The following is a 22,877-nucleotide window of genomic DNA, read 5'->3' on the forward strand; positions in this document are numbered from 1 at the left end:
TCATGAACATCCAAAACGCACAAAAGGAAGTAGATAATTGGATTAAAACTCACGGTGTTCGTTATTTTAACGAGTTAACCAATATGGCACAACTTACCGAAGAGGTTGGTGAAGTGGCACGCATTATTGCTAGACGTTATGGTGAGCAAAGCGAAAAAGAAAGCGATAAAACCAAAGATTTAGGTGAAGAGTTGGCAGATGTTATGTTTGTAGTACTTTGTTTGGCAAATCAAACAGGTGTAAATCTTCAAGAAGCGTTCGATAAAAAATTAGATTTAAAAACAAAAAGAGATCACGATAGGCACCATAATAACGAAAAGTTAAAGTAACTTTGTAAAGCTCTAAAACGAGTTGTTATTATGAATATTAGCCTAAAAAAGTCTTCAATAGCAAAAGAATCTTCAATTAAAATCACTGGCTCTAAAAGTGAGTCAAATCGTTTATTGCTGTTACAAGCGCTTTACCCAAGTATAAAAATATTGAATGTGTCTAATTCTGATGATTCAATACTAATGCAAAAAGCATTAAAGAGTACTTCTAGCACAATTGATATTCATCATGCAGGCACTGCAATGCGATTTCTTACTGCCTACTTTTCGTTACAACAAGATAGAGAAGTCGTATTAACAGGCTCGGCTAGAATGCATGAACGACCAATTAAAATTCTTGTCGATGCCCTTAAAGATTTGGGTGCAGATATTTCGTATTTAAAAAACGAAGGGTTTCCTCCTCTAAGCATACAAGGAAAAACATTAAGCAAGTATAAAGTAACTTTAGCTGCTAATGTAAGCAGTCAATATATTTCAGCATTACTGCTTGTTGCTCCTAAACTAGAAAAAGGATTAGCGCTAAATTTAGAGGGTAAAATTACTTCTGTGCCATATATACAAATGACGCTTAACTTGTTAGAGCAAATAGGTGTTGAGACATCTTTTAGAGATAATGTAATTATAATTAAGCCAAAGACCCACAACCCAGAACCCAAAACCTTGGTGGTTGAATCCGATTGGTCATCGGCATCCTATTTTTACAGCATTGTAGCTTTAAGTACTTTAGGAACTAAAATTACGTTATCATCGTACAAAAAAAATAGCTTGCAAGGAGATGCTGTTTTAAGTACTATTTATAAACAATTTGGAGTAGAAACAACATATCAAGAAACTTCAATTACACTTACAAAAACAAGTAATCAAGTAGGCGATTTTAAGTACAATCTGTCAAATGCTCCAGATATTGCACAAACCATTACAGTTACTTGTCTAGGGTTAGGAATTGCGTGTCATTTAACAGGCTTACATACCTTAAAAATAAAAGAAACCGATAGGTTAGTTGCTCTAAAAAACGAAATAGAAAAATTTGGAACGGAAGTGTCCATTACAAACAATTCGCTTACCATCTCCAAAATCAATCCTTTTACAAATAATGTTTATGTAAAAACATATCATGATCATAGAATGGCTATGGCTTTTGCGCCATTAGCACTTAAGGTAGATTTTAATATTTTGGAAGCTGATGTAGTGTCCAAATCGTATCCAGATTTTTGGAACGATTTACAGAATATTGGTTTTAAGTTCTCCAATTTATAAAATAACCGTTCAAATACTTGACAACGCCTATATTGAGATTGTATATTTGCAACTTTCAAAAAAATAAACACTTATATGAAATTATCACATTTTAACTTCGATCTTCCAGAAGAATTACTTGCAGAATACCCTTCAGAACATCGTGACGAAGCACGATTAATGGTATTAAATCGCAAAGATCAAACAATAGAACACAAACTATTTAAAGATTTAATCGATTATTTTGAGGAAGATGATGTGATGATTTTAAATAACACCAAAGTATTTCCTGCTAGATTATTTGGTAACAAAGAAAAAACAGGTGCAAGGATAGAGGTGTTTTTATTAAGAGAACTAAACCCTGAACAACGTCTTTGGGATGTGTTAGTAGATCCTGCCAGAAAAATACGTATCGGTAATAAGCTATATTTTGGAGAAGACGAAACATTGGTAGCCGAGGTTATAGATAATACAACCTCTAGAGGTAGAACGTTGCGTTTTCTTTACGACGGTTCTTATGGTGAATTTAGAAGAAAATTAACCGAGCTTGGTCAAACACCACTTCCAAAATATATAAAAAGAGAAGTTGAACCAGAAGATGAGGATCGTTACCAAACTATTTATGCAAAAAATGAAGGTGCTGTGGCAGCGCCTACTGCTGGATTACACTTCTCAAAACACTTATTAAAGCGTTTAGAAATTAAAGGAGTTAATTTTGCTGAAGTAACATTACATGTAGGTTTAGGAACGTTTAACCCTGTTGAGGTTGAAGATTTGTCTAAACATAAAATGGATAGCGAAGAAATTTCAATTAATAAAATTGCTACCGATACTATAAATTCAGCGTTAAAAGAAAAAAGACGCATCTGTGCTGTAGGTACTACAGTAATGAGAGCTGTTGAAAGTTCTGTGTCATCAAGCGGTACATTAAATGAATTTACTGGATGGACTAATAAGTTTATATTCCCTCCTTACGACTTTAGTATTGCTAATTGTATGGTTACTAATTTTCATACGCCAAAGTCGACATTGTTAATGATGGTTTCTGCATTTGCAGGTCACGATTTTGTAAAACGTGCTTACGACGAAGCTATTAAAGAAGGTTACAAATTTTACAGTTATGGCGATGCCATGTTAATCATATAAATTTAAAATGAGCCTCGTTTTTCGAGGCTTTTTTGTCTCTAATGACACATACTAAAAAAGACATACGAAGGTTAACAAAAGAAGAACTTCGAGCATTTTTTGTAGAACAAGGCGATAAAGCCTTTAGAGGAAATCAAGTCTATGAATGGCTTTGGCAAAAATCGGTTCATAACTTTGAAGATATGACCAATATTTCAAAGCAAACCAGAGACATGTTGGAAGCTAACTTTGTAATTAATCATGTTAAAGTTGATAGTATGCAGCGAAGTAGCGATGGTACTATTAAAAATGCTGTGAAACTGCACGACGGATTAATTGTTGAGTCAGTTTTAATACCTGCTAAAAATAGAACAACAGCTTGTGTATCCTCTCAAGTGGGTTGTAGTTTAGATTGTAAATTTTGTGCAACTGCACGTTTAAAGCGCATGCGAAATTTAAATCCAGACGAAATTTTCGATCAAGTGGTAGCTATTGATAAAGAGAGCAGGTTATATCATAACAGACCATTATCGAACATTGTATTTATGGGAATGGGAGAACCACTCATGAATTATAATAACGTGCTTAAAGCTATTGATAAAATTACATCATCAGAAGGATTAGGGATGTCGCCTAAGCGTATTGTGGTATCTACTTCAGGAGTGCCAAAAATGATTAAAAAAATGGCAGATGACGAAGTGAAATTTAAACTGGCTGTATCACTACATTCTGCTAGAGATTCAGTTCGTACGTCAATTATGCCTTTTAATAAAACATTCCCATTAGCCGATTTAAGAGAAGCGTTAGAATATTGGTATGCTAAAACCAAAAACCGAATTACTTATGAGTATGTAGTTTGGAAAGGTGTTAATGACACTAAGCAAGACGTCGATGCATTGATAAAATTCTGCAAATTTGCACCTAGTAAAGTCAATTTGATTGAATACAACCCTATTGATAATGGCGAATTTCAACAAGCAGATAACGAAGCTATTAATATGTATGTGTCTATGTTAGAGCGCAATAATATTACAGTAACAGTTAGGCGCTCCAGAGGGAAGGATATTGATGCGGCTTGTGGTCAATTAGCAAATAAATCTTGATTATATTTGGCTAAAATGTATCTTTAATCCAGTTAATGAAAATAGTAGAGCAAATAAAGCAACCTATAGATTATGAAATGGAACTGTTTGAGCAAAAGTTCCGATTATCTATGTCTAGTAAAGTGGCTCTGCTTAATAGGATTACACACTACATAGTCAATAGAAAAGGAAAGCAAATGCGACCAATGTTTGTGTTTCTGGTTTCTAAAATGCTTAATAATGGTGAGGTTTGCGAACGTACCTATCGAGGTGCTTCTGTAATCGAATTAATTCACACAGCAACTTTGGTACATGACGATGTGGTGGACGATAGTAATCGTCGTCGCGGATTCTTTTCAATTAATGCGCTTTGGAAAAACAAAATTGCTGTGTTAATTGGCGATTATTTACTGTCGAAAGGATTATTGCTTTCTATAGATAATAATGATTTTGATTTATTGAAAATTATTTCAGTAGCGGTTCGTGAGATGAGCGAAGGCGAACTCCTGCAAATAGAAAAAGCACGAAAGCTGGATATCACCGAAGAGGTGTATTACGAAATCATTCGCCAAAAAACGGCAACCCTTATTGCAGCCTGCTGTAGTTTAGGAGCTGCGTCGGTAAAACCAAACTCCCCAGAGGTTAACACGATGCATAAGTTTGGCGAACTTATAGGGATGGCATTTCAAATTAAGGACGACTTGTTTGATTATGGCGATACTAAAATAGGTAAACCCACAGGAATTGATATTAAGGAGCAAAAAATGACCTTACCGTTAATTCATGTGTTAAACAACTGCTCAAAAAAAGACCATGATTGGTTAATCAATTCCATAAAAAATCATAACAAGGATCAAAAACGCGTTAAAGAAGTGATTGCTTTTGTAAAAAATAATGGAGGATTGGACTATGCAGTCACTAAAATGAAAGCATTTCAAAACGAGGCATTGCAAATACTGCAAGACTATCCAGAGTCTCCTTATAAAAATTCACTTGAACTCATGGTGAATTATGTGATTGATAGGAAGAAATAATATACCAAAGAATTTATAGAATCAAGTGAGTGTCATTTCGACAGAGTGAAGAATGCAATATACTGAGCACAGTCGAAGTGAGAGACGAGAAATCTTTTAGTATAGATGCTTCACAAAAGAAATCTTTAATTTTATAATGAGGTTTCGTTTAACCTTTTGTGTTAGTAGCACTTAGTAGCTATGGATCTTGTGCACTTTATTCTACACAGTTTTTTTCTTCTTCGTATGGTATATTCTTGGTTTTACAATATTTTTCAATTTCCGAATCTGCCTTAAAATAATCATCGCAGAATTCTTCAAATTCTTTTCTTGTTCCTTTTACATATTTTTCAGGAGCAATTAGCATAGTTTCTGTTTGACTAATGAACTTTTCAAATTCCGTATTTATCTCACACAATTTATCCATTGTCTTAAAATCAAGCTCTTTAAATTTTGGCTGAAACAACACCTTGCTTTCATAAGGATTTCCACTTAATTCAATTATTCCAATCCCAAAAGATTGATTCAGACGTTCCATTTCATCCATTAAATTCCTACTTATTTCAAATGCTACCAAATACCCATAATTCGCCCAACTTGAATTCGATACTGCTTGGAAAAAGCATTTTTTTAATTCGTAATCTGATTTTATCTCTCTTTTTAATTCGTATGAAATTAAGTCAAAGGCATCAGCTTTATTTATAACTTTTAACAGTGCATTACTTGATTTATTTTTCAAATTTAGAAAGTTTATACCTATCATATCAGGATGAATCCATTTCTGATGGTCGTCTTTACTATTTGATGATTTTTCGTGAAATATTGTTTTCGAATTAATATTTTGACTCTTTAAATAACTACTTAAAAGTTTATGTAAATCTCTTTCTTGGTATTTTTTCGATGTTTCTTTTTTTGAAGTAGATTCTTTAGCAACAACTTCAGATAGATTTAATTCATCTTCATACTTTGATAAGTAATATTCAAAACCTTTTTTACCTTTTACCCTTTTTACTCTAGAATCATTTTGTCTTATAAAATGACCTAATTGAGCACCAATTGTATCGGAAGGAGTTTTTGCATTTGTCCAATCAATATAACCTTTTGTGTCAATCATTTTAAGAACTTCCAAATAGGTAAATGATCCTTTATTGTCCTCCAATACTTTTAAAATTGCTTCTTTTATTGTCATTTATTTGATTGTATAGATTATGATGATATGCAACGTTTCAATTTTTATATCATTCACCAACAAATTTAATGATTTTTCTCACAAAATCAATGTTTTACAGCTGCGAATAGTTTCTTTAAATTGCGCTTTTAAAAATTATTTTTAATCACATACAACCATTGGCATTAGTATTGCGTCTATATAGATAGAAGATTAAATGAAGGATCCATTGAAAGTCATTCAACTGCATAAAAACGAAGCACAGCTTATAAAAAAAGCACGACAACACAGTCGTGAGGCTCAACACATGTTGTACCAATGGCATGCGCCAAAAATGCTAAGTGTGTGTCGCTATTATATAAACGATGTGCATCATGCCGAGGAGGTTATGCTCAACGGGTTTTTTAAAGTCTTTACAAAGTTGAAAAGTTTTAATGGCACAGGCAGTTTTGAAGGTTGGATACGACGCATTATGGTCAACGAAGCCATTTCGTTTTTGCGCTCAAAAAAACAACTGGAATTTAGTACAGATGATGTTGTATTTCCAGAAACAGCTACCAATAACATTAAAACCAATATGGACGTTGCCGAAATACAACAGCTCATAGATAAGCTTCCTGAAGGGTATAGAATGGTGTTTGTAATGTATGCCATTGAAGGGTATAAACACAGTGAAATAGCAACCATGCTAGGCATAAGCGAAGGGACTTCTAAATCGCAGTTATTTAAAGCACGACAGCTTTTACAACAACAACTAACAAAACAAAACACAATTAATTATGGCACCAATGAAATATGAAGAACAGATGAAAGATACTATGGAGCAGCGTACCATACAACCAAGTGCTGATTCATGGCAAAAGCTAAGTAAACGGCTTGATGCCGAAGCACCAAGAAAAAACCGAAAAGGTTTTTGGTATTTGGGTATAGCCGCAAGTATTATAGGTGTTTTGCTAATTGCCAATATGTTCAATAAGGATACTGTCAATAGGATAGAACCTATAATTGTAGATACCGAGACTAAGGAGGCTATTAAAGGAATAGATTCTAAAAATGGTATTAAAGCTGATGTAAACACACCATCTTTTAACGAAGCAGAAATTATCACAACAAATAACACTCAAAATAAGCCTGATAATAAGGCAAAAACGAAACAGCAATCTGTGACACAACAAAAGATAAAAAAAGAGCAACATAAGTTAGTGCCTAATAGAACCGAAAAAGAAATTATAGCAGATAACATACAGCAGCCTCAAAAAGAAGCACCTAAAGCAATATTAAGTCTTGAAGAACAAAAAGCACAAGAAGTAGTAGCTCAAATTCAAACCATGCAAAAAACGAAAGAAGTAACAGACGCTGAAATAGATGCTTTACTAAGTACTGCACAAAGAGACATTGCCTTTAAAAGATTGTACAACGAAAATTCTAAAACTATAGACGCAAATGCTTTGTTATTAAGTGTCGAAGATGAGATAGAGGTACAATCGTTTAGAGCACGCGTCTTTGAAATGTTAAAAACGGGATATAACGAAGTAAAAACAGTCGTAGCCGAAAGAAATAATTAACAAAATAATCCTTCCCTTGTTAAGGGAAGGTGGATTTAATTTCAAGTCAAAAGAAATTAAAGACGGAAGGGTAAAATCATCAATTAAACATAAATCAAATCAATAAAAAACGAACAGTTATGAAAACAATTACTAAATACCTTTTAGTGTTTATACTAAGCTTTAGTGTGCAACTAATGTATGCTCAAGAAAAAGCTACAAAAGAGGAAAGCATGGAAATGCTTATAAAGTTCAAAAAAACAGTTGAAGAAGAAGAACGAGAAGCATTAAAAAGTAAAGTAGAAGCGATTAATCAACGCTTGGACAGAGGAGATATTACCCAAGCTGAAGCAGAACGTCTAAAAAAAGAAGCAGCCGAAAAGCACGCATTAAATATTGAAAACCGAATAGCCATTATCGATAACAAAATAGAGTTGTTAAAACGAAATGGCTACTTGTCTAAAGAACCATTAGAAGACAACGACGGTTTAATATTTAGAATAGGAAGTGGCGATGACAATAGCGACGATTTTATTTATTTTGGTAAAAGACGCCACGACAAACCAAGAAGATATGACAGGCGTACTTCTAGCGATTTGGTTTTAGCTTTTGGTTTAAACAATGCTATTGTTGAAGGAGAAAACTTTGATGATACACCCTACAAAATTGGAGGATCTCGCTTCTTCGAAATAGGTTGGGCTTGGAAAACTCGAGTGTTTCAAAACTCAAATTTTTTAAGAATTAAGTATGGTTACTCGTTTCAAATAAACGGATTAAAACCAAAAGACAATAGGTACTTTGTTCAAAATGGAGAGGAAACTGCATTAGAAGAATTCTCAACAGAATTAAAAAAATCAAAACTATCCATTACGAATTTGGTATTTCCTGTGCATTTTGAATTTGGACCTTCAAGACGTATCGATAGAGAAAATTATTTTAGATATACTACTCGAAATCAATTTAAAATAGGAATTGGTGGTTATGCAGGATTTAATATTGGTACAAGACAGAAATTAAAATACTCAGTAGATGGCGAAAAAGTAAAGGACAAAATGAAAAAAAGTTTTAATGCAACTAGCCTTGTGTATGGTTTAAGTGGTTACATTGCTTTTGACGATACTGCATTATATGTTAAGTACGATTTGTCGCCAATATTTAAAGACCAAGCAGTAAAACAAAATAATATCTCGCTTGGTGTGAGATTCGATATGGATTAATAAAAGAGTTATTGCTTACTTGTTTTTATTAAAAGGGTTTAGAAATAGTCATCTGAATCCTTTTTTTGTTTATAAATTAAAAATCTAAGGTTTTAAAAAACAGTTGTATTATATTACATTTACAATCTTGTTTATTTCGCTAAGATGATATCAAAATCCACCATTGATAAAGTGTTTGAAACTGCTCGTGTAGAGGAGGTTATTGGTGATTTTGTGAATCTAAAAAAATCTGGAAGTAATTTCAAGGGCTTAAGCCCTTTTAGTGAAGAGCGTTCACCAAGTTTTATGGTATCTCCTGTAAAACAAATTTGGAAAGATTTTTCGAGTGGAAAAGGCGGTACCGTAGTGTCTTTTTTAATGGAGCACGAACATTTTACTTATCCTGAAGCCATTAAATATTTGGCAAAAAAGTATAATATTGAAATAGATGAAACCGAACAAACCAACGAGCAAAAGGAAGAAGCAAGCGAACGAGAAAGTATGTATTTGGTAAGTGAATTTGCAAATACTTACTTTCAAAATATTATGCATAAAACAGATTTTGGTAAATCTATTGGTCTAAGCTACTTTAAGGAGCGTGGTTTTACCGATGAGATTATTAAAAAATTTCAACTTGGTTATGCGTTAGATGAATGGCAAGCCTTTACCGACGAGGCCATAAAAAAAGGCTATCAGCTTAAATATTTAGAAAAAACAGGACTAACCATTGTAAAAGGTGAAAAACAATTCGACCGATTTAAAGGACGTGTCATGTTTCCAATACACAGTATGTCTGGTCGTGTATTGGGTTTTGGTGGTCGAATTTTAGGCACTAATAAAAAAGCAGCAAAATACTTAAACTCACCAGAAAGTGATATTTACCATAAGAGTAAAGTGTTGTATGGTATTTATTATGCAAAGCAAAGTATTGCTAAAGAAGATAATTGTTATTTGGTAGAGGGTTATACTGATGTTATTCAATTTTACCAAAAGGGTATTACTAATGTAGTGTCATCGTCAGGAACTGCATTAACGCCAGAACAAATACGGTTGATTAACCGTCTTACAAAAAACATTACGGTTTTATTTGATGGTGATGCTGCAGGTATTAGAGCTTCGTTAAGAGGAATAGATTTAATTCTGGAGCAAGGCATGAATGTTAAGGTGTGTACCTTTCCAGATGGCGAAGACCCAGATAGTTTTGCAAAAAAACACAGCTACGAAGAGCTAGCGGAATATCTTAAAACCAACGCTAAAGATTTTATTGCTTATAAAGCATCTTTATTGATGGAAGAGGTGCAGAACGACCCAGTTAAGAAAGCAGCATTGATTAGAGATATGGTAACCAGTATTTCTAAAATACCTGACCGTATTCAAAAAGAAATTTACGTACAGGAATGTGCGAGAATTATGGATATTAGTGAAGATGTGCTTTTTAGCACTTTGGCTCAAATGGGAAAAAAAGAGCTCCAGGAAGCTAATAAAACGTATAAAAAAGAACAAAAAGCATTTGAGGTTGTTAAATCATCAGCACCTAGAAAAAAAGTTGATATTCAGTATGAATTAGAACGTAAAATTATTGAAGCATTACTTCTGTATGGAAATAAAACAGAGCAGTTTGAAGACTTGGTTTTAAAAGAAAATAAACAAGGCGATTTAGAGTTAGAGCCAGTAGTTCATGAAGCTAAGGTATTTGAAAAGATTTATTTAGACTTACAAGAAGATGAGATGGAATTCTCTAATGAAAATTTTAGAGAATTGTATTATGTGCTTATTGATACTTTAAATCAGGATCCTGATTTTGCTTTAGAAAGTTTTGTAAATAAAGTAGAACCACATATAGCCAACGAAATCACGCATATTTTAATGAATGACGAACGCTATAATTTACATGACTGGGAACGTAAAAATATTTTCCCAAAATCTAAAACACATAGTGTTGGGCAATTAGTAAGCGAAACTATTTTAAGCCTACGTTGTTATTTAATAGATAAGAAAGTAACTGACTTTAAACACGAAACCATAGAGAATCCTTCAAGTTCTAAAACAATTTTAGAAGATGTTATGAATTACTCTAACTTAAAAATGTTACTTTCCAGAAAATTAAATCGCGTACTTTAACCCAATTCCAGATGCCTAGCTTGATTAACTAAATCAACTAAATTAGTAACATTTAGTTTTTTCATTAACCTTGCTTTGTAAGTACTTACCGTTTTTTCGTTAATATCTAGCTCTAAAGCAATCTCTTTATTACGTCTTCCAGAGGATAAAAGTTTTAAAACTTCAACCTCGCGAGTCGATAATTTCTTGTAAAGCTTGCTTGGTTTATTACCACGTTCGTCAAAAGCCAAACGTTGCGCTAGATTATTACTAATGTAAATACCACCATTATATACTTTTAAAATAGCATCTTTAATGGTTTGTGTACTTACTGTTTTAGTTAAGTACCCAGAAGCACCAGCTTTAATGGTGCTAACAGCATAAATTTCTTCTGGATGAATACTGAACATAATAACTTTTACGTCACTATACTCTTTTTTTAATGTTCTTAGAGCTGTAATTCCATTAAGCTCTGGTAAGTCAATTTCAGAAAGAACCACATCTACATCGTGGTTTCCAACAAAATCAAATAATTCTTTTCCAGTAGTAACACTGCCTACTACTTGGATATCTTTCGAACTATCAAAAAGCATTTTTAAGCCAGTTCTAATGATAGGATGATGATCTGCAACCAATACCTTAATCATGATTAGCGTTTTTATAAATTAGTAATTAGGGAACACAAACTTAAGCAAAGTTATTTTAACAGTATAGATGGAGAATTATAAAGTTACAAAAAAAAAGCTGTAAACACTTCATTTTTAATACTATTTTTCGCTCAACTACCTTAAGTTTTGTGGGATTTCGCATATAGGAATAGGAATCATTTTATGCTTATTAGCGGTATTATAGCGTTTAAAAATTGTAAACACCTCTTTGTTTCGTCCTTTAAAATCATCAACAGTTCTTCCTTCACTATTCATTTTCATTGCCCATTCTAATTCATCATAATTAGCACCAATTTGGTCTTCGTCATTTCTGGCATCACCAAATAAACCATCACTTGGAGCAGCTTTCATAATAGACTCAGGAACCTTTAAATAGTCTCCTAATTGATAGACTTCAGATTTTACTAAATCGGCAATCGGACTTAAATCTACACCACCATCACCATATTTTGTGTAGAACCCAACTCCAAAATCTTCCACTTTATTTCCTGTTCCAGCTACTAATAAACCTAACAAACCAGCATGATAGTAAAGCGTCGTCATTCGTAATCTAGCTCTCGTGTTTGCTAATGCCATATCTACAGTGGCTTGGTCTCCATTAAGTGATACTTCGGTTTTAAACTCTTCAAAAACAGGTGTTAAATCAACTTTAATATCTGTTACGTTTTGATATCGTTGCTTTAATTGCACAATGTGTTCTTGTCCCCTGCTTACATGACTTTGAGCTTGGTGTATAGGCATTTCAACACACAAAACCTTCAAACCAGTTTCTGCACAAAGCGTTGAGGTTACGGCAGAATCAATACCACCAGAGATACCTATAACAAACCCGTTAACTTTTGCATTTTCAGCATAATTTTTAAGCCATTGTACAATATGTTGTGCTACTTTTTCAGTGTTCATTTGCTAAGGTTTTTTGTATAAAGAATAGTACCTTTGTCGAACAAAAATAAACCAATACAATAATTAATAAAAATTAATGTCGTTTTAGTTTAATATCCTAAAGTCTTATGAATAGATTCTATAGTATTTTACTTATTGCAAGTGTTTTTATGTCATGTAATAGTGAGTCGAAACTTAAAAAAGAAATAGCTGCTATTGATGTAGATGTAACCATTGAAAGGTTTGATAGATTATTTGCTAATGCTAACGAGACTTCATTACCAGAATTAAAGCAAGCATATCCTTTTATGTTTTCTAAGCGCTATAATGATTCGGTTTGGATTAATAGAATTAACGATACGTTACAACAACAATTAAACAATGAGGTTGATAAAATTCATGGTGATTTTAAAGATACTGAAGATGATATTTATAGTTTTTATCAACATTTAAAATACTACTTTAAAGAGTTTAGAACGCCAAGAATAATTACTGTTACTAGTGATGTTGATTACAGAAATAAAGTGATTGTAACAGACTCTATAGCACTTATTGCTTTAGATACGTATTTAGGTGCAAGTCATGATTTTTATTACGATATATACGATTACATTAAGTTGAATATGGATAAAGACCAAATAGTTCCAGATTTAGCTTTTAGCTATGCCGAAAATTATATTTTTCAACCACAGCGAAAAACGTTATTAGACGAAATGATTTATTTTGGAAAGACGCTTTACTTTAAAGATGTAATGTTACCAGATACACCTGACGAAATAAAAATTGGTTATACCAAAGATCAATTAGATTGGGCAACGATTAACGAAGAAAACATTTGGCAGCATTTTGTAGAAAACGAAATGCTGTTTAGTACCGATAGTAAATTGCCTTCAAGATTTATTAATCCAGCACCATTTTCAAAGTTTAATTTAGAATTGGATGGCGAGTCTCCAGGACGATTAGGACAATATATAGGTTGGCAAATAGTAAGAGCGTATGCCGACAGAAGTGATGCTTCACTAAAAGAAATTTTAAACATGAGTGCCGAAGACATTTTTAATAACGCAAAATACAAACCACGTAAATAATGGCAAATACACATACATCAAAAATTGAGTTAAATGTAGAATTGGATGAGAACAGAATCCCTGAAAAACTCTCTTGGACAGCACAAGATGGAGGCATTAGCAACGAAGAAGCAAAAGCCATGTTGCTCTCGGTTTGGGATAACAAAGCCAAAGAAACACTTCGTATTGATTTGTGGACCAAGGATATGCCTGTTGATGAAATGAAACAGTTTTTTCATCAGACCTTAGTAGCGATGAGCGATACCTTTAATCGTGCTACGCAAGACGAAAAAATGACAGCAACTATGAAAGATTTTTGTGATTATTTTGCAGAAAAGTTGGAGTTGAAGAAATAATTGTTTTTTATTTAAACATTGTATATGAAATTTTTTAGATCACCTCTTTCTGTACTATTAATTATTCTTTCATTAAGTTGTTCAACTAATAATCTTGATGAGGATACAAATACGATTATTGGAAATTGGAAGCTTATATCTTTGAAACTAGAACATGAGTATGATTTCAATAATGATGACATTTATTCAAACGATTTATTTGATGAAAGTGATTGTTGGCGAAATACAATTTTAATTTTTAATGAAGATGGCACTGGTATTCTAAATAGTGGTTATACATTTAGCATAACTGCTAGCGGATATTTTGCGTGTTATGAGATAGATTCAACAGTATTTGATTGGACTCAAGAAGATGATATTATAATAGTTGATTTTGGAAATCTTAGATCAAGATATGCTATACAAGGCAAGCAGTTAACTACTGTTACTCCAATGAACGAAATAGCTGAAATGATTATTGGACCAAACGAAACAGATAATCTAACTTCTGTATATATTAAACAATGAAAATTATTTAATAATTAATTAGGGAGTAAAACTTTACCACTTAATTCAGTTGCTAAATTTTCATTATCCCTTACCAATTTTCCGTTTACTAAAACCTTTTCAAATCCTTTAGACAGTTGGTGCGGATTCACATAATTGGCAGGTGCTTTTACATTTTTTGGGTCGAAAATAACGATATCAGCTTTATAGCCTTTTTTTAAAAGCCCTCGGTCTTTTAAATGTAAGATATCAGCAGCATACCCAGTCATTTTTTGTACAGCTTTCTCAAGAGTTAATAGACTATCTTTAACCACATACGTTTCTATAATTTTAGCAAACGTTCCATGACCACGAGGATGGTGTCCTGTTTTGCTTCCATCAGAACAAATACCAACTAAATCATCTTGTAATAATGTTTCTTGTAGTTCTTTATCCATAACAAAATACGCACCAGAAGACCCTTGAGGGCCAACATCTTCAATTAAAAACTTTTCAAAAGGTTTGTTTTGTTCTTTTGCTGCTTTGGCCAAAGTTTTTCCTGTATAAGGAGCAGAACCCAATAAAGTTGCTTCGGGACCATTACGTAAGTTTACTTTATTTCTAATAAAACTTTCAAGTTCTTCTCTTCGCTCACGTTTTGCTACCTCAAATTGTTGAGGGGTTTTAGACCAATCTGGAAACACAATAGATATTCCCGTATAACTTGCCATATAAGGGTACAAATCGGCAGTAAGTTTTACACCTGAGTCTCTTATGTGTTTAATAGTATCTAAAATTTGATGAGCGCGTTCTTTCCCTTTTCCATAAACCGATTTTAAATGCGCAATATGCACACGAGCGTACTCGCCTTGAGCCGCTAACTCTTTAATGGATTTGATTACTGCTTCATCATCTTCATTGCGCATGTGGCTCATAATTATTTTGTCTTGTTCACCTACTACTTTAGCTAAGGCAATTAGTTCACTTTCTTTGGCAAATAATCCAGGTGTGTATTCCAAACCTGTAGAAAGACCATAAGTGTATTTTAGTTGTTCTTGTAAAAGATTTTTTAAGCTGTCTAGTTCAGTAGATGTAATGTCTATTTTATTGCCAATTCCAGAAAGTCTTCGCAAAGTGCCATGACCTACAAATTCAATTATATTAACACCTAAATTTTGTTTGTCAACGTCGTCTAAATAGGGTTTTAAGTCTTTAGTACTAACACTAGAACCATCTTGTCCCAAAACAATAGTGGTGACTCCCATTGCTAAAAAATTCTCAAAATCTGGCGTTTTTAGAGGATTACCATGTGCATGTAAATCAATAAATCCAGGACTTACAAATTTGCCTTTGGCATCAATAGTTTTTCCAATGTTTACTTCAGGATTTGTTAGATTTCCTATGTAAGCAATGGTGTCATTATTTATATAGATATTGGCTTTGTAAGCTTCTTTGTCAGTACCATCTAAAACTTTACCGTTAATAATAGCAATGTCCACTGAGGTAATATTTGGTTCAGGATTTGTGATTGTTTTAGTTTCGTTACATGAAGATATAAGTATGGTTAGAAATGCAAATTGGGTAGTTTTTTTTAAAAAAGTAAACATAGCTTTTATCCTTGATTAAAATTGGTGAGAGCTAATTTATAAATATACTTTGACAAATCATTTTAGTTTTTAAGTATCTTTAAGGAAATATCAACCACAATGAAAAAAAGAGATTTCCTTAAAAAAATTTCGCTAGCTACATTAGCAACACCTTTGTATGGAAGTGTTTTACATTCCTGTCTTGAAGAAGCATCCTCTGCATCTGCTGCAGAGTTATCATCAAATGAAGATTTTTGGTTAAAAGTTAGAGGTGATTATAAGCTAAAACCAGAATATATAAACTTAGAGAGTGGTTATTACAATATTATTCCCACACCTACACTTAATGCACTTCATGAGCACATTAATAGGGTAAATTATCAAGGATCTTATTATATGCGAACTGAACAATGGGATAACAAAAAGCGTATGGCAGAAAAGTTGGCAAATTTACTTGGTAGTACAGCTAAAAATGTAATTATTACTAGAAATACCACAGAATCTTTAGACATGGTTATTAAAGGTTTAGATTGGAAAGAAGGCGATGAAGCAGTCTATGCAGATCAAGATTATGGTGCTATGAAAATTATGTTTGAACAAGTGTCAAGACGATATGACACTGTTAATAAAGTTGTTTCTATACCTAATCATCCAAAATCTGATGAAGAAATAGTAGAGCTCTATGCTAATGCTATTACGCCCAAGACCAAGTTACTTATGGTATGCCATATGATAAATATTACAGGACATATTCTACCTATTAAAAAGATTTGCCAGATGGCTCATCGAAAAGGTGTGCAAGTAATGGTTGATGGCGCACATTGCGTAGGACATTTTAAATTTAATATTGAAGATTTAGAGTGCGATTATTACGGTTCGAGCTTGCATAAATGGTTAGCAGTTCCGCTTGGTACAGGAATGTTATATGTTAAAGATGAACATATTGATACGCTTTGGCCAATCTTTGCAGATCACAATAAAGAGCCTGGAAATATTGTAAAACTTAACCATACAGGAACGCATCCAGTGTATCATGATTTAAGTATTGAAAATGCTATTGATTATTACAATATGCTTGGAGCGGATCGTAAAGAAGAACGATTGCGTTATTTACAGGAATATTGGACCTCAAAAGTTAGAGATTACAAAGATATTGTCGTTAACACACCTAATGATTCTAGGAGAGCTTGTGGTATTGCTAACGTTGGAATTAAATCTATAAAACCATCCGAATTAGCAAAACGTTTAATGGATGAATACAAAGTATTTACTGTTGCTATTGATTATGCCAATGTTAAAGGATGTAGAATTACACCCAATGTATTTACTACAACTAAAGAATTAGATGTATTTGTAGCAGCATTAAGGGAAATGGCAAGTTAATTACCACTCATTAATTCTATTTGAATCTAATTTGATAAACACAAAAAGTAATATTGTAAAACCCCAAAGACCAGAGCCTCCATAACTAAAAAAAGGTAATGGAATCCCTATGGTTGGAATGAGTCCCATAACCATACCTATGTTTATCATAAAATGTAGAAATAATATTGACGCAACGCTATACCCATAAATGCGACTAAATTGCGACTTTTGTAACTCAGCGAGATGTAAAATTCTAATGAGAAGTAATACAAATAAAATAACGACAAAACTGCTTCCTAAAAACCCCCATTCTTCACCCACTGTGCTAAAAATATAATCGGTATGCTGTTCAGGTACAAATTTCCCAATAGTACGTGTGCCTTCCATAAATCCTTTTCCAGTAACACCACCAGAGCTTATAGCCTTTTCAGATTCATTTAAATTGTATAAAATGGTACGTTTCATTTGTTCCAATTTTTCAGGATCTTTTTCTAAACGTAGCCATAGACTAATTCTATCTTGTTGATGTGACTGTAAGATGTTATTGTAAAAAAGATGAACACCCAAACTAAAAATAATACAAGCCACCGTAATGAATATTGGTTGTAGAATATTCCCTCTTTTCTTTTTTAAGAAAAAGTGATGCCCAAAAATTAAAACGGCAATTATAATTGCAGTAATTAATACCGAAAACTTTAATGCAGAAACAGATAATAAAATAATACTTAAAAGCAATAGTAAATATATTTGCGGAATGCCTTCGCGGTAAAATACAAAAAAGAACGCAGCATAAACAATAGTACTCCCTGCATCATTTTGTAGTAAAATTAAAAACGCAGGAACAAAGATAATTAAGGCCGTTTTTAATTGGTCTTTAACGTTTTTAATATTTGTTTGTAAATCACTTATGTATTTAGCAACAGCTAAGGCTGTGGCAAATTTAGCAAACTCACTAGGCTGTATAGTAAAGCCACCAATACCATACCATGAGGTTGCACCATTTACAGTTTTACCAAATAGAAAAAGCCCAATTAAGGACAGCATTGAAACTAGGTAAATAATGCTGGCAAAACGTTCAAAAAACTTAGCTTCTATGCTTAATACTAGAATTATTAAAACAAAAGTAAATAAAATAAAAACCATTTGTTTGCCGTAAGGCTGGCTCATATCTAGATATGAAGTTATCTCTCCGGAAGATGACGCAGACACAATATTTAGCCATCCAAATCCAACTAGAAGCAAGAAGAGAATAATCGTTATCCAGTCGAATTTAAAATTTCGAGTTCTATTTAAACTCATTGTAAGTCGGTTTGGGTTATGTCGTTTTCAGCTTTCTTTCGACGTTCATATTCTTCCACTGTCATTAACCCTGAATTTGCATTTATTTTAAATGGTTTTCCAGAAGTAGGTTTGTCATATTCATGCTCTAAGGTATAACTCATTACCCATCGTTCTAAATCGGTACGTGTAATGTTGCCTTTAAGGTATTTTTCAATCATTAAGCTAGCAATTCGTCCTGCAAAACGAGCGCCAAAATAGCCATTTTCAACTAGGATGGCTAAAGCAATTTTAGGATTCTCTTTTGGTGCAAATGCCACAAATATGGAGTGGTCGGTTAATTGTGTTTTTACACCATCAATAATCGTGAAATTTTCGGCAGTACCAGTTTTTCCACAAATCTCAATGTCTGGCACTTGCAAAAAATGTGCTGTTCCATCAGGTTTATCGTAAACATCAAACAACCCTTGTATTACAGGTTCAAAATGTTGCTTATCTATAGTTGTTTCGTGTTTAGTGGTATATTTTTTATCAATAGGCTGTCCTTCTATAGATTTAATAATGTGTGGTGTGTAATAGTAGCCTCTATTGGCAATGGCAGCCATCATGTTGGCTAATTGTATAGGTGTTACTAAAACTTCGCCTTGTCCAATAGAGTTTGATATGTTTGTAGTGGCACGCCATCTAAAATCTGGGTACATTCTATCATAATAGGCACCATCTGGAATGTTTCCTTTTTTTCCAATAGTGAGATCGTACCCTAAATAATCTCCTAATCCAAAACTTTTTATATGACTACTCCAAACATCCATAGCATGAGAAGCATCATCATATTTGTCAATAGTTTTTCTGTATAACGTAGCAAAATAAGAGTTGCAAGATTCTGAAATACCATTAAAAATATTTCTGGTGCCTGTTCCGCAATGACAACCCATAGATCTTCTGCCACCATAGTTATAAGCTCCAGTACATCTAACTGTAAACCTTTCGTCAACCACATTTTCTTGAAGCGCAGTAAGTGCTACTAAAGCTTTAAAAGGAGATCCTGGTTCGTGCATTCTTAATAAGCCTTTGTCGATTAAAGGTAAGTGGATAGAGTCGTTGTAAAGTTTCGTGTAATTACGTGAACGTTCGCGCCCAACCAATAAATTGGGATTGTAGGATGGTGCAGACACTAAGCTTAAAATTTCGCCACTACTAGGCTCAATGGCAACAATACCTCCAACTTTATTTTGCATTAATAGCTCACCATATGCCTGTAATTCGGCATCAATAGATACCGTTATATCTTTTCCTGGCGTTGGTATAATATCTTCTTTTCCATCTTGGAAAGGACCAATGTCTCTATTAAACCTATCTTTTTGAATATACTTTATACCCTTTTCGCCACGTAATTCTTTTTCGTATGATGTTTCAATACCTTGTTTTCCAATAAGGTCACCCATTTGGTAGTATGGATCCTTATCGATTTCTCCTTGATTGACTTCGGCAATATAACCTAACACATTGGCACCAATGGTAGTTTGATAATCTCTTAGTGAACGTTTTTGAATATAAAACCCTTTGTATTTCCACATCTTTTCTTGAAGAACAGCATAATCCTTTTTAGATAATTGAGGAACAAAAGGTGATGGTAATCTTGGTGAATACGTGTAAGCTCGGTCGTATTTCTTTATAAAATCTTCTTTAGTAATTTTTAATAAAGAACAAAACTCTAAAGTGTCTAAAGACTCAACTTCTCTTGGAATGACCATAACATCATACGATGGTTGGTTGGCAACTAATAGTTTGCCATTTCTATCATAAACATATCCTCTTTTAGGATAATAAAATACTTTTCTAATAGCATTATCATCTTTAAAGTCATAGGTTTTACTTGTATAGACTTGTAAATAAAATAGTCTAGCAATAAAAGTAAGTCCTACTAAAACAATTATAGATAATAGTAACAGTTTTCTCATTTAGATTTTCTGCTAAATAAAATGGTTATTAATAAACAAAGTATCAAAGTAAAGATACTAGAGAATAACGACTTTTTTAAGATTAAAATTATTTTTGAGCTGTTAAAAATTTCTAAGCTAAATAAAATGAAATGATGTATAAGAATGATAATTAAAAAATAGGTAAGTCTTTGCCCAAATTCGGTATTACTGAATTTAATAGTTTGGTGTTCGTAAATTGCACCAAATGAAAATTTTAAAAGTACAGGACGTATGTAGGCAATTGTAACACTAGCAGCTGAATGAATACCTCCAGAATCTGAAAATAAATCAACACTTAAACCCAATAAAAAGGCTAGGAAAATAAATAATAGTCTGTTGTTTTTAATAGGAAATAGCATAATAAACAATATATAGACATACGGATTTATATAACCTAAAAAATTTATATGATTAAGCACTAATGCTTGAACCAAAACCAATGCTATAAAGCGTACTATATTTGTGGTTATAGCATTATTCATTTAGGTTGTTTAAGTTTGATATTTCTTCAGCATCTAAATTCTCAATAATATACACATGACCAATGTCTGTCATATCATTAAATAAGGCAACATCAATTTCAAAGTAGTTTTCAGTTTCATCTAAATTAAAAGAGGCTATGGTTCCTATTGGAATACCCTTAGGAAAAATGGTTGATAAACCACCAGTTATAATGGTGTCTCCAGCTACAAATGTTGCTTGCTTGGGTAAATCGGTTAATTGTACAATGTAAGGCGATTTACCATTCCACATTAAAGTTCCAAAATGATTAGATTTTTTTAATTGCGCATTTACTTTAGTACTTGCGTTTAAAATAGATCGTACTCTTCCGTAGTTTTTAGAAACTTTATCTATAACACCCACGATACCTTTTGAGGTAATTACGCCAAATTCTACTTTAATGCTGTCTTTTTTTCCTTTGTTGATGGTTAAGTAATTGTTAGTGAGTGAGTAACTGTTTTTGAAAACCTGAGCTGGAGTATATTTGTACTTTCTATCGGTGGATGACGAATCTATGTAAGACTCTCTTAATGTACCAGTTTCAGTATTCATTAAAATAGATTTGAGTCGGTTATTTTCCTCAAGTAGTATTTCGTTCTCCTTTTTTAAACCAAAATAACCACTTATGTTATTTACAGATTCGTAAACACCACCAGTTAAAAAGTTGGCAGAGTTAATAAATTTACTTCTATGGTAGGAGTGCGATTGAAACGTAAAAAATAACGACAGTGAAAACAGCAACAAGAACAAAAGAAATGTTTTGTTTCTAATGATAAAATTAATAATCTGTTGCATGAGTTATGCTCTATTTAATCAATACGCTTTTAAACTTAGGAAGGTTTTTAAGCACAATTCCAGTTCCGCGAACCACTGCTCTTAACGGATCTTCAGCAATATAGACAGGTAAATCGGTTTTTTGAGATAAACGTTTGTCTAAACCTCTAAGCATCGATCCTCCACCAGCAAGATAAATTCCTGTATTGTAAATATCTGCTGCTAATTCTGGTGGTGTTTGAGATAGTGTTTCCATAACTGAATCTTCCACACGTAAAATAGATTTATCTAGTGCTTTGGCTATTTCTCTGTAAGAAATATTAACCTGCTTAGGTTTTCCTGTTAGTAAATCACGCCCTTGAACACTCATTTCTTCTGGAGGTAATTCTAGATCTTCAGTAGCAGCACCTATTTGTATTTTAATTTTTTCAGCAGTCCTATCACCAACATACAGGTTATGTTGTGTACGCATGTAGTAAATGATGTCGTTTGTAAATACATCACCAGCAACTTTTACCGACTTGTCACAAACAATACCTCCTAAAGCAATCACAGCAATTTCGGTGGTACCACCACCTATATCAACAATCATGTTTCCTTTGGGTTGCATAATATCGACACCAATACCAATAGCTGCAGCCATTGGCTCGTGTATTAAATAGACTTCTTTACCATTAACACGTTCACATGATTCTTTTACAGCGCGCATTTCTACTTCGGTAATTCCTGAAGGAATACAAACCACCATACGTAATGCAGGCGAGAACAATTTCTTTTTTAACGCAGGAATGTTTTTAATAAACATACTTATCATTTGCTCACTAGCATCAAAATCGGCAATAACACCATCTTTTAAAGGTCTAATGGTTTTAATGTTTTCGTGTGTTTTTCCTTGCATTAAGTTGGCTTCTTTACCAACGGCTATTATTTTTCCTGAAATGCGGTCTCTGGCGACTATTGATGGACTATCTACAACTACTTTGTCGTTATGAATTATAAGTGTGTTTGCTGTTCCTAAATCTATGGCTATTTCTTCGGTTAAGAAATCAAAAAATCCCATATGCTACTGTAAATTATCTGAGGGTCGTTAATATTAAATTCTGCTTGATTGTAAATGTACTAAAAATATACGTTACAAATTGGCAAACAGACTTCTAAAA

22 protein-coding genes are annotated in these 22,877 nt (G+C 33.0%); 13 read left to right on the forward strand and 9 right to left on the reverse strand.

Features of this window, described 5'->3' with window-relative positions; translation table 11 throughout:
* Positions 1-2 precede the first annotated feature (2 nt).
* The 5 genes from E5167_RS03365 to E5167_RS03385 all read left to right on the forward strand — a co-directional run bounded on the left by E5167_RS03365 (position 3) and on the right by E5167_RS03385 (position 4,806).
* A complete protein-coding gene (locus E5167_RS03365) occupies positions 3-329 on the forward strand; it encodes a nucleotide pyrophosphohydrolase (protein WP_136841058.1) in 327 nt (108 codons plus the stop codon).
* 30 nt (positions 330-359) lie between these two features.
* The gene (locus E5167_RS03370) at positions 360-1,586 is read left to right on the forward strand and encodes a 3-phosphoshikimate 1-carboxyvinyltransferase (RefSeq protein WP_136841060.1); all 1,227 of its coding nucleotides are present in this window, start codon (positions 360-362) and stop codon (positions 1,584-1,586) included.
* A gap of 75 nt (positions 1,587-1,661) precedes the next feature.
* Positions 1,662-2,711: a tRNA preQ1(34) S-adenosylmethionine ribosyltransferase-isomerase QueA gene (gene queA, locus E5167_RS03375; protein WP_136841062.1), complete on the forward strand. Its 1,050-nt coding sequence runs from the start codon at positions 1,662-1,664 to the stop codon at positions 2,709-2,711.
* A gap of 41 nt (positions 2,712-2,752) precedes the next feature.
* On the forward strand, positions 2,753-3,793 hold the full coding sequence (gene rlmN, locus E5167_RS03380; RefSeq protein ID WP_136841064.1) for a 23S rRNA (adenine(2503)-C(2))-methyltransferase RlmN: 1,041 nt from the start codon (positions 2,753-2,755) through the stop codon (positions 3,791-3,793).
* Positions 3,794-3,828: 35 nt separating this feature from the next.
* Complete coding sequence (locus E5167_RS03385) at positions 3,829-4,806, forward strand: polyprenyl synthetase family protein (protein WP_136841066.1); 978 nt, start codon at positions 3,829-3,831, stop codon at positions 4,804-4,806.
* A gap of 196 nt (positions 4,807-5,002) precedes the next feature.
* Here E5167_RS03385 and E5167_RS03390 read toward each other — a convergent pair whose 3' ends face one another.
* A complete protein-coding gene (locus E5167_RS03390) occupies positions 5,003-5,974 on the reverse strand; it encodes an HTH domain-containing protein (protein ID WP_136841068.1) in 972 nt (323 codons plus the stop codon).
* Between the two features lie 196 nt (positions 5,975-6,170).
* On the opposite strand from E5167_RS03390, the gene E5167_RS03395 reads away from it, so the two are divergent.
* The 4 genes from E5167_RS03395 to dnaG all read left to right on the forward strand — a co-directional run bounded on the left by E5167_RS03395 (position 6,171) and on the right by dnaG (position 10,814).
* On the forward strand, positions 6,171-6,752 hold the full coding sequence (locus E5167_RS03395) for an RNA polymerase sigma factor (protein WP_239021937.1): 582 nt from the start codon (positions 6,171-6,173) through the stop codon (positions 6,750-6,752).
* Positions 6,742-7,518 carry a hypothetical protein gene (locus E5167_RS03400; RefSeq protein ID WP_136841070.1) on the forward strand — a complete coding sequence of 259 codons (777 nt, stop codon included), beginning with the start codon at positions 6,742-6,744 and terminating at the stop codon, positions 7,516-7,518. Before E5167_RS03395 ends, E5167_RS03400 begins: the two co-directional genes overlap by 11 nt.
* 119 nt (positions 7,519-7,637) lie before the next feature.
* Entirely contained in the window at positions 7,638-8,714 is a 1,077-nt protein-coding gene (locus E5167_RS03405) for a hypothetical protein (protein ID WP_136841072.1), read from the forward strand.
* Positions 8,715-8,858: 144 nt separating this feature from the next.
* Positions 8,859-10,814, forward strand: coding sequence for a DNA primase (gene dnaG, locus E5167_RS03410; RefSeq protein ID WP_136841074.1), 1,956 nt, complete (start codon positions 8,859-8,861; stop codon positions 10,812-10,814).
* Here dnaG and E5167_RS03415 read toward each other — a convergent pair.
* Both E5167_RS03415 and nadE read right to left on the reverse strand, forming a co-directional pair.
* Complete coding sequence (locus tag E5167_RS03415; protein WP_136841076.1) at positions 10,811-11,440, reverse strand: response regulator; 630 nt, start codon at positions 11,438-11,440, stop codon at positions 10,811-10,813. The two genes, dnaG and E5167_RS03415, sit on opposite strands and share 4 nt — an antisense overlap.
* A gap of 135 nt (positions 11,441-11,575) precedes the next feature.
* On the reverse strand, positions 11,576-12,364 hold the full coding sequence (gene nadE / locus E5167_RS03420) for an NAD(+) synthase (RefSeq protein WP_136841078.1): 789 nt from the start codon (positions 12,362-12,364) through the stop codon (positions 11,576-11,578).
* Positions 12,365-12,471: 107 nt separating this feature from the next.
* On the opposite strand from nadE, the gene gldB reads away from it, so the two are divergent.
* From gldB to E5167_RS03435, 3 genes are read left to right on the forward strand one after another with little or no spacing between them, the layout of a single operon-like run.
* On the forward strand, positions 12,472-13,431 hold the full coding sequence (gene gldB / locus E5167_RS03425; RefSeq protein WP_136841080.1) for a gliding motility lipoprotein GldB: 960 nt from the start codon (positions 12,472-12,474) through the stop codon (positions 13,429-13,431).
* Complete coding sequence (gene gldC / locus E5167_RS03430) at positions 13,431-13,766, forward strand: gliding motility protein GldC (protein ID WP_136841082.1); 336 nt, start codon at positions 13,431-13,433, stop codon at positions 13,764-13,766. Before gldB ends, gldC begins: the two co-directional genes overlap by 1 nt.
* 24 nt (positions 13,767-13,790) lie before the next feature.
* Positions 13,791-14,273 carry a DUF5004 domain-containing protein gene (locus tag E5167_RS03435; protein WP_136841084.1) on the forward strand — a complete coding sequence of 161 codons (483 nt, stop codon included), beginning with the start codon at positions 13,791-13,793 and terminating at the stop codon, positions 14,271-14,273.
* 14 nt (positions 14,274-14,287) lie between these two features.
* On the opposite strand, the gene E5167_RS03440 is transcribed toward E5167_RS03435, so the two are convergent.
* The gene (locus E5167_RS03440) at positions 14,288-15,838 is read right to left on the reverse strand and encodes an N-acyl-D-amino-acid deacylase family protein (RefSeq protein ID WP_136841086.1); all 1,551 of its coding nucleotides are present in this window, start codon (positions 15,836-15,838) and stop codon (positions 14,288-14,290) included.
* Positions 15,839-15,937: 99 nt separating this feature from the next.
* Here E5167_RS03440 and E5167_RS03445 point away from each other — a divergent pair, with 99 nt between their 5' ends.
* Positions 15,938-17,200 (forward strand): aminotransferase class V-fold PLP-dependent enzyme, encoded by a 1,263-nt coding sequence (locus E5167_RS03445; protein WP_136841088.1) that lies wholly within the window; start codon positions 15,938-15,940, stop codon positions 17,198-17,200.
* On the opposite strand, the gene rodA is transcribed toward E5167_RS03445, so the two are convergent.
* From rodA to E5167_RS03470, 5 genes are read right to left on the reverse strand one after another with little or no spacing between them, the layout of a single operon-like run.
* Positions 17,201-18,481, reverse strand: a complete 1,281-nt coding sequence (gene rodA / locus E5167_RS03450) for a rod shape-determining protein RodA (RefSeq protein WP_136841090.1) — start codon at positions 18,479-18,481, stop codon at positions 17,201-17,203.
* On the reverse strand, positions 18,478-20,421 hold the full coding sequence (mrdA, locus tag E5167_RS03455) for a penicillin-binding protein 2 (protein ID WP_136841092.1): 1,944 nt from the start codon (positions 20,419-20,421) through the stop codon (positions 18,478-18,480). The genes rodA and mrdA overlap by 4 nt, the downstream gene beginning before the upstream one ends.
* The gene (locus E5167_RS03460) at positions 20,418-20,924 is read right to left on the reverse strand and encodes a rod shape-determining protein MreD (protein ID WP_136841094.1); all 507 of its coding nucleotides are present in this window, start codon (positions 20,922-20,924) and stop codon (positions 20,418-20,420) included. The genes mrdA and E5167_RS03460 overlap by 4 nt, the downstream gene beginning before the upstream one ends.
* Positions 20,917-21,738, reverse strand: a complete 822-nt coding sequence (gene mreC, locus E5167_RS03465; protein ID WP_136841096.1) for a rod shape-determining protein MreC — start codon at positions 21,736-21,738, stop codon at positions 20,917-20,919. The genes E5167_RS03460 and mreC overlap by 8 nt, the downstream gene beginning before the upstream one ends.
* Positions 21,739-21,748: 10 nt before the next feature.
* Positions 21,749-22,777, reverse strand: a complete 1,029-nt coding sequence (locus tag E5167_RS03470; RefSeq protein ID WP_136841098.1) for a rod shape-determining protein — start codon at positions 22,775-22,777, stop codon at positions 21,749-21,751.
* Positions 22,778-22,877: the final 100 nt, after the last annotated feature.

The sequence above is a fragment of the Pontimicrobium aquaticum genome (genome assembly GCF_005047595.1).
Classification (GTDB): domain Bacteria; phylum Bacteroidota; class Bacteroidia; order Flavobacteriales; family Flavobacteriaceae; genus Pontimicrobium; species Pontimicrobium aquaticum.